Here is a 10,373-nt window from a genome sequence, read left to right as displayed (position 1 = left end):
CATGGTTGAACGGGTTGGTGCCGGCTGAGCGGCGGGCTGCGCCGTACCGCCACGACCCGCTCCCGGTTCGTCGGCGGCTGCGGGCGCGTGGGGGCAAGGGGGCATGGGCCGTACCGGCCCAGTGGGGGTCAGTGCGGGCGTCGGGGTGTGCCTGTTAGGCGGGCGAGGGCTTCTGTTTCTCGGGGTGGGGGGCCGGTTAGGTCGCCGAGGCGCCAGGACGGGACCCAGGGGACGTGGTAGACGTCGATCACCGACTCGATGGCCTTGACGTAGGGGGTCAGCTGGCGGGGGAGGCGGCCGGGGGCGTCCGCGACCAGGACTACGGCGTCCAGGTCCAGCCCCGCTGGTGCCTCGCCGCGGCGGAAGACCTCCAGGGCCCGGGAGACCGCGGCCAGGCCGGCCGCGTGGGTGCGGGCGACCAGGAGGATCGAGGGCGGGTCCCCCGGGCCCGGCCAGTCGCGGCCGCAGTCCTGGCCGCCGTAGACCGAGGCGAGGGTGGTGACGCCGGTGCCGCCGTGGGTGGCCACCCAGGAGAAGCGGCGGGGGGCGGCGGCGGGGGTGGTCGTGGGGATGGCAGTGGGGATACTGGAGGGGTGCTCGGGGGCTTGGGGACCGGGGTCCACCGGTAGTGGTACCGGTCCTCGGAGCCAGATCTCCGGGCCCTGCCGTCCACCTGTCTGCATGACCGAGCTCCTCCCTCGTGGCTCTTCCGGTCCTCTCGGAACTCCTGGGACGAGGCTGTGACGTCGCGGTGACCTGGGAACCGGGAGGGAGCGGAGAGACTCAACAGTACGCGTAGGAACGGATCTTGACGCTGGGGAGTGGTTGCGCCGACTCCCCGACGCATGCGAGTGAGGGAACCGATGACTCGACTCAGCCGCGAGAAGAAGCGGGAACAGAAGCGAGCCGCACGCTCGGCACCCGCGGCGTCACCTTTCGAGGTACGCGTACCTGTGGACGGTCCCGGCGCCGGCGGTGCGTCGATCGGCGGAGTGCCGGTCGCGGTCGCCGCGGGCGAAGAGGTCCAGCAGGCGGTTCTGAGTCACCTCCATCGCATTGCCAATGCCACGGGACACTCGGTCCACGCCACCATCCACGACGACCGGATCGGGTACGTCGTTCCGCTTCAGATCGATCCGGACGGGTCCAGCCACTTCTCGGCGGAGCCCTGGGCGATGGTCGGTGTGGGTGTCAGTACGGGTGCGGGTGGGGTTCCGCCTGTGCCCGCGCTGCCGCCTGCCGTGTCTGCGGACGTCGTGGAGCCGGAATCCGTGGGGGGACCTGAGGATCTGTCTCGGGCGTCGAGTGGTGACCCGGTGACTCATCGGTTGCGGGCCGTCGTGGATTCGGGGGCTGACGGGGGTGTGGTTCCGACCTTTCCGTTGCGGGCGGTGCCCGAGTCGGTGGGGGAGTCGGCGCCCACCTTTCCGTTGCACGCCGTGCCGGAGTCGGCGGAGGGGGGTGCGTCGCTGGGGGCGGTGCAGGCGCCCACCGGGGCGTTCGGACCGCCGCCGGTGATGGACGCGGCGCCGGTTGCCGATGCGCCGTCGTTCACGGACGTATCGGATGCGGCGTACGAACCCGACCCGGCGTACGGGGCCGCCCCCGCGCCCGTTCCGCAGGCCCCCCGGCCCGCGCCCATCCCCGACCTCGTTCTCACCGCCCCGGAACCCGACCCCAAGCCGACGCCCGCCCGTGGGTTCGATGCCGTGGCCGAGGCCGTGCTGGGGGACGAACCGGTGACCACCGACGGAGCCGGGACCGCGTTTCTCATCGAGCCGATGGTGCGGATCAACGACGCCGTCAAGGCGGGGCGGATCGAGGAGGCCGCAGGGCTGGCCGAACGGACCGTCGCGGACGCTGCGAGCGGTCTCGGACCCGAACACCCCGAAGTCCTACGGCTGCGCGAACTCGCCGCCTACATCGCCTACTTGGCCGGTGACCCGCTCCGCTCCTTCCATCTCTCCCTCGACCTCGCCCACATCCGCCACCGCGCCCACGACGCGGAGGCCGCCTACGGCAACATCCAGAGCGCGGCCACCGCCTGGCGTGCCGTGCGCGACCCGGAGCAGGGGCTCGCCCTCGGCCGCGACCTCATCGACCTGTGGACCGAACTCACCGCCGAGGACGGGCCCGCCGTGGACGACATAGAGGAACTGGAATCCGCTCGCGCCCGCATGGGCCGCCTCACGGAGCGCGCTCGCAAGGCTGCTGAATGAGCCCTGTCCCTTAGGCCACGCAGAACTCATTGCCCTCGGGGTCCGTCATCACGACCCATGAGCCGGCCGGTTCCGTCACCCTGCGCAGGACGCTTGCGCCCAGCGTCGTCAGGCGTTCCACCTCGGCCTCGCGGTGGTCCGGACCCGGGTGCAGGTCGAGGTGGAGGCGGTTCTTGGCGGTCTTCGGCTCCGGGACCCGCTGGAAGAGCAGACGGCGGCCCAGGCCCGTGCCGCGGTCCTTGTCGTAGGGGTCGTCGGGGTGCCGTACGGCCATCAGGTCGCGGAAGGCCGGGCGGCCGTGGAAGTCGACGGTCGCCGCCGCGGGCAACGCGCCCATTTCCAGCAGCTGTTGGACGAGCGCGCTGTTGTCCTCGGCCTCGTAGTGAAGCGCGGCCGCCCAGAAGTCCGCCTGCGCGTGGGGGTCGGCCGCGTCGATGACGAGCTTCCAGTGGAGGGGGGTGGGGGGTGCGGAGGGTGCGGGGGCGGGTGTCTGTGTCATGGGCTTCACTCTGGCATCGGTGCCGTGGGCCTGCTGGGCTACTACGCCTCTACCGTGTCCGCCGGGTTCGCCGTGTCCAGCGGGTTCGTGCCGGGAGCCGTGGGCTTGTCCCGCCGTATCGCCGCCGCTTTCGCCCTGCCCTTCCTCGCCGTGCGCCACGCGTCCGTCGTCAGGAGGATGAGGGCCAGCCATACGAGTGCGAAGCCCGCCCAGCGTGCCGGGGGCATCGACTCGTGGAAGTACAGGATGCCCAGGAGGAATTGGAAGACCGGGGCCAGGTACTGGAGCAGGCCCAGGGTCGACAGGGGGACCCGGATCGCGGCCGCGCCGAAGCAGACGAGGGGGAGGGCGGTGACGATGCCCGTGGAGGCCAGGAGGGTGGCGTGGGCGGGGCCCTCCTGGGTGAAGGTCGCGGTGCCTTGGGAGTTCAGCCAGAGGAGGTAGGCGAGTGCCGGGAGGAACTGGATCGCCGTCTCCGCGGCCAGGGACTCGATGCCGCCCAGGTTGACCTTCTTCTTGACCAGGCCGTAGGTCGCGAAGGAGAAGGCGAGGGTGAGGGAGATCCATGGGGGGCGGCCGTAGCCGACCGTCAGGACGATCACGGCGGCCAGGCCTACGGCTACCGCGGCCCACTGTGCCGGGCGCAGGCGTTCCTTGAGGAGGAGGACGCCCATCGCGATGGTGACCAGGGGGTTGATGAAGTAGCCGAGGGAGGCCTCGACCACGTGGCCGCTGTTCACGGCCCAGATGTAGACGCCCCAGTTGACGGTGATGAAGGCCGCGGCGATCGTCACGAGGGCCAACTTGCGTGGCTGGCGCAGGAGTTCGCCGGCCCAGGCCCAGCGCCGGACCACCAGGAGGGCCACGGCGACGAACGCCAGCGACCACACCATCCGGTGGGCCAGGATCTCGGCGGCGCCCGCGGGCTTCAACAGGGGCCAGAACAACGGGACCAGGCCCCACATGCCGTAGGCCGCGAAGCCGTTCAGCAGTCCTGTGTGGTGCTGGTCGCCCTTCGGCTTACCGCTCACGGGTCCCTCCTTCGCGCACGCCATGCCCGGCCAGCATGAAGGTAGCGCCGAGCGCCCCCGCGTGTCATGCCCGTATCGCTATACGGTCATGACACGCGGGGGCGGAGGATCCCGGGGTGGGGGTCAGCCCTTGAGCGTGAGCGCGATCGTCTCGCTGATCGGGGTGGTCGGGCGGCCCGCCAGGCGGGACAAGTCGCCGCTGGTGACGACCAGTTCGCCCTTCTCGATGGACGCGTCGACGCCGACGAGGATCGCGGCGAACGCCTCGGGCAGGCCGGCGCCGGTGAGGATGCCGGTGAGCGTCTCGGCCGGCACGTTGTTGTAGACGATCTCCTTGCCGGTCTGCCGGCTCAGCTCGGCCGCGTACTCGGCGAAGCTCCACGCCTCGTCGCCGCCCAGTTCGTACGTCTGGTTCTCGTGGCCCTCGCCGGTCAGTACGGTGACGGCGGCGGCGGCGTAGTCGGCGCGGGTCGCGGAGGAGACGCGGCCGTCGCCGGCGGCGGCCACGACGGCGTTGTGCTCCAGGACGGGGGCCAGCTGCTCGGTGTAGTTCTCGTTGTACCAGCCGTTGCGGAGCAGGGTGTACGGCAGGCCGGAGGCCAGGAGCGCCGCCTCGGTGCCGCGGTGGTCGTCGGCCAGGGCGGCGGCGAGGGGGCCGGGGGCGCTGGTGTAGGCGAGGAGTGCGACGCCGGCGGCCTTCGCGGCGTCGATGACGACCTGGTGCTGGCCGACGCGGCCCTTCTCGAACTCGTTGCCGGAGATCAGCAGCACCTTGTCGCCGGCGGCGAAGACGGTGTCGAAGGTCTCGGGGGTGTTGTAGTCCGCGACCACGATCTTCACCCCGCGCTCCGCGAAGTCGGCGGCCTTCTCCGGCGTCCGTACGACAGCGGTGACCTGGTCGGCCGGAACCTTCTCCAGCAACTGCTCCACTACGTGGCGGCCGAGGTGTCCGGTGGCTCCGGTGACGACGATGCTCATGGGTGACAGCTCCTTGTGGGTGTGCGGCGTGGTGCGGTGCGGTGCGTTGCACTAACCCTAGGGGAGGCGCTAACTCGTGGAAAGTACCCACTTTGAAGTAAGGTACTGGCATGGCAGTTAGTGCAGAGGTGTCCGGTGGTCGTGACGTGCGGGAGGCGATGTGTCCTCACCGCCTGGTCCTGGAACACGTCACGTCCCGCTGGGGTGTCCTGGTCCTCATCGAGCTCATCGACCGTCCCTATCGCTTCAGTGAACTGCGGCGGGCGGTCGGGCAGGTGCGGCAGGTGAGCGAGAAGATGCTGGCGCAGACCCTGCAGACGTTGGAGCGGGACGGGCTGGTGCATCGCGATGCCAAGCCGGTGATTCCGCCGCGGGTGGATTACTCCCTGACCGACCTGGGGCGCGAGGCGGCGGTGCAGGTGAAGGGGCTGGCTCAGTGGACCCAGGATCGGTTGGGGGAGGTGCTGGAGGCGCGGGAGGTGTACGACGCGGCGAAGGGTCGGGACTGAGGGGCGCCGACGCCTGCGGTGAAGGAGTGCGGTGGGCGCTCGCCGGGCACACACATGTCAGGGCGTCGGTTGACATGAGCGGCACGTCCATCCATGCGCCCCCTCTCCGCCTCTCACGCCGCCTTGAACCGCCCGGCATGCTGGGGTGGGGCGCTGTGCCCAACCGCGCGCCGGTCTCCCGTGCCGCCCACGGGGCCGCAGGCCGACGTTCGGGTGCCTGACTCGGGGGTTCGCATTGGCCACGGAGAATTCGGATGCGCGAAGGAACGATTCAGCTGACGGATCGGGTGCGAGCGGTCTGGAGCAGCTCGCACGCGACCTTCTCCTCCAGGTCGCGTCCCTCACCGAGGAGCTCCGGAAGGCCAACCTGATTCAGCTGCACCGCATCATGGCGGAACAGACGGGCCGTGCCATGACGGACTCCGCGTTGGCGGAGGCGTTGAGCACCCTGCAGGGTCTGTCGGAGGTCAAGCGTCGGCAGGTGCTCTTCGTCAACGCGCAGTACAGCGCCATCGTGCTGAACCATCGCCTGGGTGCCATCGACTGGGACGAACTGATCGGCCACATGCGGGTGTGGTGCATCAACCGGATCTTCCAGGAGTACTGGGAGATGACCGACGAACACCGAAAGAGCCTCCCCCAAGGGTCGTTGGAGGCTCGGGTGGGCAAGGCAGTGGACGCGATCATGGCTGATCTCGCCGACGATCCGGACGAGTGGTGGGTGGTCGGACCGGACGCGGAACCCTCGTGACTTGGGGTAGCTTCTATCGTTTGGGGCTGGGGGGCCCAGAGTTGGGGCCCTGTACGGAAGAGGACGCCTCAGTGCCAAGCAAAGAGTCCCGGTCTGTCCGCATCACTCGCCGTCTCGGCGACTCTCCCCGTCAACGAGGCTCCATGTCGGGCGAAACATGCCCTGACCTGTTCGAACTCAGCGACGGCAACTTCGCGGTGATCGGTACCGACCGTACCGACGAACTCGACGCCCTCCTCCCGGCCGATGCCGCCCGCGCCGACTACGAACGCATCGTGGTGATCACCCGCGACACCCTGCTCCGGGCCAAGCGGGACATCCCCGACGCTTGATCAGCAGCGCCACAGGGAAGGGCCGGGGAGCGTGAACCGCACCCCGGCCCTTCCGCGTGAGCGGGGCCTCAGCCCACGACCGTCCAGGTATCCCCGCCCGCCAACAGCGCGGCCAGGTCTCCCTTCCCGTTCTGCACGATCGCCGTGTCCAGCTGGTCGGACATCTGGGTGTCGTAGACCGGGCGTTCCACCGAGCGCAGCACGCCGATCGGGGTGTGGTGCAGGGTGTCCGGGTCGGCCAGGCGGGAGAGGGCGAAGGCTGTGGTGGGGGAGGGTGCGTGGGCGTCGTGCACCAACACCTGAGCCTCGTTCTCCGGGGTTACGTCGACCACCTTCAGGTCGCCCGTCGTCGCGTCCCGGATCACGCCGCGCGAAGCGTCCGCGCCGAAGCGGATCGGCTGCCCGTGTTCCAGGCGGATCACCGCCTCCTCGGCCTGCTGGCGGTCCTTCAGCGCGTCGAAGGCGCCGTCGTTGAAGATGTTGCAGTTCTGGTAGATCTCGACCAGCGCCGTGCCGGGGTGGGCGGCCGCCTCACGCAGGACTTGGGTGAGGTGTTTGCGGTCCGAGTCGATCGTCCTCGCTACGAAGGAGGCCTCCGCGCCGATCGCCAGCGACACCGGGTTGAAGGGGGCGTCCAGGGAGCCCATCGGGGTCGACTTCGTGATCTTGCCTACCTCGGAGGTCGGCGAGTACTGGCCCTTCGTCAGGCCGTAGATCCGGTTGTTGAAGAGGAGGATCTTGAGGTTGACGTTCCGGCGCAGGGCGTGGATCAGGTGGTTGCCGCCGATGGACAACGCGTCTCCGTCGCCCGTGACCACCCAGACGCTCAGGTCCCGTCGGCTCGCCGCCAGGCCCGTCGCGATCGCCGGCGCGCGGCCGTGGATCGAGTGCATGCCGTACGTGTTCATGTAGTACGGGAAGCGGGAGGAGCAGCCGATGCCGGAGACGAAGACGATGTTCTCCTTGGCGAGGCCCAGTTCCGGCATGAAACCCTGTACCGCCGCGAGGATCGCGTAGTCACCGCAGCCGGGGCACCAGCGCACTTCCTGATCGGACTTGAAGTCCTTCATGGACTGCACTGCCTCGGCCTTGGGGACGAGTGAAAGTGCCTCGATCGTGCCCGTGCCTTCCGTGGACGTCTCAGCCATCGATGGCCTCCTTGAGAGCCGTGGCGAGCTGCTCAGCCTTGAACGGCATGCCGTTCACCTGGTTGTACGAGTGCGCGTCCACCAGGTACTTCGCCCGCACCAGCGTGGCGAGCTGACCGAGGTTCATCTCGGGGATCACCACCCGGTCGTAGCGCTTCAGGACCGCGCCGAGGTTGCGGGGGAAGGGGTTGAGGTGGCGGAGGTGCGCCTGTGCGATCGACTCGCCGGACCCGCGCAGGCGGCGGACCGCCGCGGTGATCGGGCCGAAGGTCGAGCCCCAGCCGAGGACCAGCGTCCGCGCGCCGTGCGGGTCGTCGACCTCCAGATCCGGTACGTCGATGCCGTCGATCTTGGCCTGGCGGGTGCGGACCATGAAGTCGTGGTTGGCGGGGTCGTAGGAGATGTTGCCCGTGCCGTCCTGCTTCTCGATGCCGCCGATGCGGTGTTCCAGGCCGGGGGTGCCGGGGACGGCCCAGGGGCGGGCGAGGGTCTGCGGGTCGCGTTTGTACGGCCAGAAGACCTCGGTGCCGTCGTCCAGGGTGTGGTTCGGGCCCTGTGCGAACTGGACGGTCAGGTCCGGGAGTTCGTCGATGTCGGGGATGCGCCAGGGCTCGGAGCCGTTGGCCAGGTAGCCGTCCGACAGCAGGAACACCGGGGTGCGGTAGGTGAGCGCGATGCGCGCCGCCTCGATCGCCGCGTCGAAGCAGTCGGCCGGGGTGCACGGGGCGACGATCGGGACCGGGGCCTCGCCGTTGCGGCCGAACATCGCCTGGAGCAGGTCGGCTTGTTCCGTCTTGGTGGGGAGGCCGGTGGAGGGGCCGCCTCGCTGGATGTCCAGGACGAGGAGCGGAAGTTCCAGCGACACCGCGAGACCGATCGTCTCGCTCTTCAGTGCCACGCCCGGGCCGCTCGTCGTCGTCACCGCGAGCGAGCCGCCGAAGGCCGCGCCCAGTGCCGCGCCGATGCCCGCGATCTCGTCCTCGGCCTGGAAGGTGCGTACGCCGAAGTTCTTGTGCCGGCTCAGCTCGTGCAGGATGTCCGAGGCCGGGGTGATCGGGTACGAGCCCAGGAAGAGCGGGAGGTCCGCCTGTCGGGACGCGGCGACCAAGCCGTAGGACAGGGCGAGGTTCCCGGAGATGTTGCGGTAGGTGCCGGTCGGGAAGGCGGTGGCGGCCGGCGCGACCTCGTAGGAGACCGCGAAGTCCTCCGTCGTCTCGCCGAAGTTCCAACCCGCCCTGAACGCCGCGATGTTGGCCGCCGCGATCTCGGGTTTCTTCGCGAACTTCGACTTCAGGAACTTCTCGGTGCCCTCGGTCGGCCGGTGGTACATCCACGACAGCAGGCCCAGCGCGAACATGTTCTTGCTGCGCTCGGCCTCCTTGCGGGTCAGGCCGAACTCCTTGAGGGCCTCTACGGTGAGGGTCGTGAGAGGGACGGGGTGGAGGCTGTAGCCGTCCAGGGAACCGTCGTCGAGGGGCGAGGCGGAGTAACCCACCTTCTGCAGCGCCCGTTTGGTGAACTCGTCCGTGTTGACGATGATCTCCGCACCGCGCGGAACGTCACCGATGTTCGCCTTCAGGGCGGCCGGATTCATCGCGACCAGCACGTTGGGCGCGTCGCCCGGGGTCAGGATGTCGTGGTCGGCGAAATGCAGCTGGAACGACGAAACCCCCGGCAGGGTGCCTGCGGGGGCGCGGATTTCGGCCGGGAAGTTCGGCAGTGTGGAGAGGTCGTTCCCGAAGGACGCCGTCTCCGAGGTGAAGCGGTCACCGGTGAGCTGCATACCGTCACCCGAGTCACCGGCGAACCGGATGATCACCCGGTCCAGGCGTTGGACGTCCTTCACCCCCGCCGGTTTGCGTTGTTCCCCTACCAACGTGCTGTCGGCTCCGTCGGCCTGCTCCGCTGGGCTACTGACCTGGCTGGTCACTGAACTGGACCTCCTCTTCGAGGACGCTGTCCGGGCATGGTCGTACCGCCGACCCTCCCAGGATCAACCCTACGTCTGTAAGGGTCGCCTTCCTTCGGCCGTTCGCATGATGGACGCTGTTTTGAGACGGCCCGGCGCCCTGACTTGTCATGATTTCCCGCCCCCCGGCACTTCCCTTGACGACGCTCCCGTGCGGTGTCCGGTTCTCGAACTCCGCTGACAGCGCGCTGACAGTGGACTGACGGCGATGAACAACCGCCGGTCGGCGACCGGACAGCTGACACGGTGTCAGTTTGTCAGGAGTTGAGGTAGGTGAGGACGGCCAGAACACGCCGGTGATCCCCGTCACTCGGCGACAGACCGAGCTTCAGGAAGATATTGCTGACGTGCTTCTCCACCGCGCCGTCGCTCACCACGAGCTGCCTGGCTATCGCGGAGTTCGTCCGTCCTTCGGCCATCAGCCCCAGCACCTCGCGCTCCCGCGGGGTGAGCCGCACGAGGACGTCCTGCTTACGGCTGCGCCCGAGCAGCTGCGCGACCACCTCCGGGTCGAGCGCCGTACCGCCCGAGGCCACGCGCACCACGGCGTCCACGAACTCGCGCACCTCGGCCACGCGGTCCTTCAGCAGATAGCCCACGCCGTGCGTGGAACCGGCCAGCAGTTCGGTGGCGTAGCGCTCCTCCACGTACTGCGACAACACGAGCACGCCGAGACCGGGATGCGCCTTGCGCAGCTCCACGGCGGCCCGCACGCCCTCGTCGGTGTGCGTCGGCGGCATCCGTACGTCGGCCACGACCACATCCGGCAGAGCGCCCTGCTCGGCCAGCTCGGTGATGGTCTTCACCAGCGCGTCCCCGTCGCCCACCCCGGCGACCACGTCGTGCCCGCGGTCCGTCAACAGCCGGGTCAGGCCCTCCCTGAGCAGCACTGAATCCTCGGCGATGACCACCTGCACCCTGTCCTCCACGATGTTCG

Annotated in this window: 11 protein-coding genes; 4 read left to right on the top strand and 7 right to left on the bottom strand. The window is 69.4% G+C overall.

Translation table 11 applies throughout. From position 1 onward, the window contains the following. Nucleotides 1–128 precede the first annotated feature (128 nt). Nucleotides 129–683 carry a DUF6668 family protein gene (locus ACIBK4_RS07305; RefSeq protein WP_398992878.1) on the bottom strand — a complete coding sequence of 185 codons (555 nt, stop codon included), beginning with the start codon at nucleotides 681–683 and terminating at the stop codon, nucleotides 129–131. A 180-nt stretch (nucleotides 684–863) separates the two neighbouring features. Here ACIBK4_RS07305 and ACIBK4_RS07300 point away from each other — a divergent pair, with 180 nt between their 5' ends. Then, nucleotides 864–2,219 carry a tetratricopeptide repeat protein gene (locus ACIBK4_RS07300; protein ID WP_398992876.1) on the top strand — a complete coding sequence of 452 codons (1,356 nt, stop codon included), beginning with the start codon at nucleotides 864–866 and terminating at the stop codon, nucleotides 2,217–2,219. A 10-nt stretch (nucleotides 2,220–2,229) separates the two neighbouring features. Here ACIBK4_RS07300 and ACIBK4_RS07295 read toward each other — a convergent pair whose 3' ends face one another. The 3 genes from ACIBK4_RS07295 to ACIBK4_RS07285 form a co-directional block, all read right to left on the bottom strand. Next, a complete protein-coding gene (locus ACIBK4_RS07295) occupies nucleotides 2,230–2,718 on the bottom strand; it encodes a VOC family protein (RefSeq protein WP_398992874.1) in 489 nt (162 codons plus the stop codon). 41 nt (nucleotides 2,719–2,759) lie between these two features. Then, nucleotides 2,760–3,773 carry an EamA family transporter RarD gene (rarD, locus tag ACIBK4_RS07290; RefSeq protein WP_398992872.1) on the bottom strand — a complete coding sequence of 338 codons (1,014 nt, stop codon included), beginning with the start codon at nucleotides 3,771–3,773 and terminating at the stop codon, nucleotides 2,760–2,762. Nucleotides 3,774–3,872: 99 nt separating this feature from the next. After that, on the bottom strand, nucleotides 3,873–4,727 hold the full coding sequence (locus tag ACIBK4_RS07285) for an SDR family oxidoreductase (protein WP_398992870.1): 855 nt from the start codon (nucleotides 4,725–4,727) through the stop codon (nucleotides 3,873–3,875). A gap of 110 nt (nucleotides 4,728–4,837) precedes the next feature. Here ACIBK4_RS07285 and ACIBK4_RS07280 point away from each other — a divergent pair, with 110 nt between their 5' ends. From ACIBK4_RS07280 to ACIBK4_RS07270, 3 genes are all read left to right on the top strand, one after another. Continuing rightward, a complete protein-coding gene (locus ACIBK4_RS07280) occupies nucleotides 4,838–5,236 on the top strand; it encodes a winged helix-turn-helix transcriptional regulator (RefSeq protein WP_398992868.1) in 399 nt (132 codons plus the stop codon). 145 nt (nucleotides 5,237–5,381) lie between these two features. Then, a complete protein-coding gene (locus ACIBK4_RS07275; RefSeq protein ID WP_398992866.1) occupies nucleotides 5,382–5,987 on the top strand; it encodes a DUF6082 family protein in 606 nt (201 codons plus the stop codon). Nucleotides 5,988–6,130: 143 nt separating this feature from the next. Next, nucleotides 6,131–6,319 (top strand): hypothetical protein, encoded by a 189-nt coding sequence (locus ACIBK4_RS07270; protein WP_398992864.1) that lies wholly within the window; start codon nucleotides 6,131–6,133, stop codon nucleotides 6,317–6,319. 68 nt (nucleotides 6,320–6,387) lie between these two features. On the opposite strand, the gene ACIBK4_RS07265 is transcribed toward ACIBK4_RS07270, so the two are convergent. From ACIBK4_RS07265 to ACIBK4_RS07255, 3 genes are all read right to left on the bottom strand, one after another. Then, nucleotides 6,388–7,467 (bottom strand): 2-oxoacid:ferredoxin oxidoreductase subunit beta, encoded by a 1,080-nt coding sequence (locus ACIBK4_RS07265; protein ID WP_398992862.1) that lies wholly within the window; start codon nucleotides 7,465–7,467, stop codon nucleotides 6,388–6,390. Further along, nucleotides 7,460–9,397 (bottom strand): 2-oxoacid:acceptor oxidoreductase subunit alpha, encoded by a 1,938-nt coding sequence (locus ACIBK4_RS07260; RefSeq protein ID WP_398992859.1) that lies wholly within the window; start codon nucleotides 9,395–9,397, stop codon nucleotides 7,460–7,462. Before ACIBK4_RS07260 ends, ACIBK4_RS07265 begins: the two co-directional genes overlap by 8 nt. Before the next feature lie 296 nt (nucleotides 9,398–9,693). Continuing rightward, on the bottom strand, nucleotides 9,694–10,353 hold the full coding sequence (locus ACIBK4_RS07255; protein WP_398992996.1) for a LuxR C-terminal-related transcriptional regulator: 660 nt from the start codon (nucleotides 10,351–10,353) through the stop codon (nucleotides 9,694–9,696). Between the last annotated feature and the right edge of the window lie 20 nt (nucleotides 10,354–10,373).

Origin of the sequence: Streptomyces sp. NPDC050528 (genome assembly GCF_044457795.1) — a bacterium.
Classification (GTDB): Bacteria; Actinomycetota; Actinomycetes; order Streptomycetales; family Streptomycetaceae; genus Streptomyces.
Note: the sequence above shows the minus strand (reverse complement) of the source record. Positions and strands in the feature narration are given on the sequence as shown.

Excerpts from the sequence above, each read along its gene's own strand:
- ACIBK4_RS07305 (WP_398992878.1), bottom strand. The coding sequence starts at position 683 with ATGCAGACAGGTGGACGGCAGGGCCCGGAGATCTGGCTCCGAGGACCG.
- ACIBK4_RS07300 (WP_398992876.1), top strand. The coding sequence starts at position 864 with ATGACTCGACTCAGCCGCGAGAAGAAGCGGGAACAGAAGCGAGCCGCA.
- ACIBK4_RS07295 (WP_398992874.1), bottom strand. The coding sequence starts at position 2,718 with ATGACACAGACACCCGCCCCCGCACCCTCCGCACCCCCCACCCCCCTC.
- rarD (WP_398992872.1), bottom strand. The coding sequence starts at position 3,773 with ATGGCGTGCGCGAAGGAGGGACCCGTGAGCGGTAAGCCGAAGGGCGAC.
- ACIBK4_RS07285 (WP_398992870.1), bottom strand. The coding sequence starts at position 4,727 with ATGAGCATCGTCGTCACCGGAGCCACCGGACACCTCGGCCGCCACGTA.
- ACIBK4_RS07280 (WP_398992868.1), top strand. The coding sequence starts at position 4,838 with ATGGCAGTTAGTGCAGAGGTGTCCGGTGGTCGTGACGTGCGGGAGGCG.
- ACIBK4_RS07270 (WP_398992864.1), top strand. The coding sequence starts at position 6,131 with ATGTCGGGCGAAACATGCCCTGACCTGTTCGAACTCAGCGACGGCAAC.
- ACIBK4_RS07265 (WP_398992862.1), bottom strand. The coding sequence starts at position 7,467 with ATGGCTGAGACGTCCACGGAAGGCACGGGCACGATCGAGGCACTTTCA.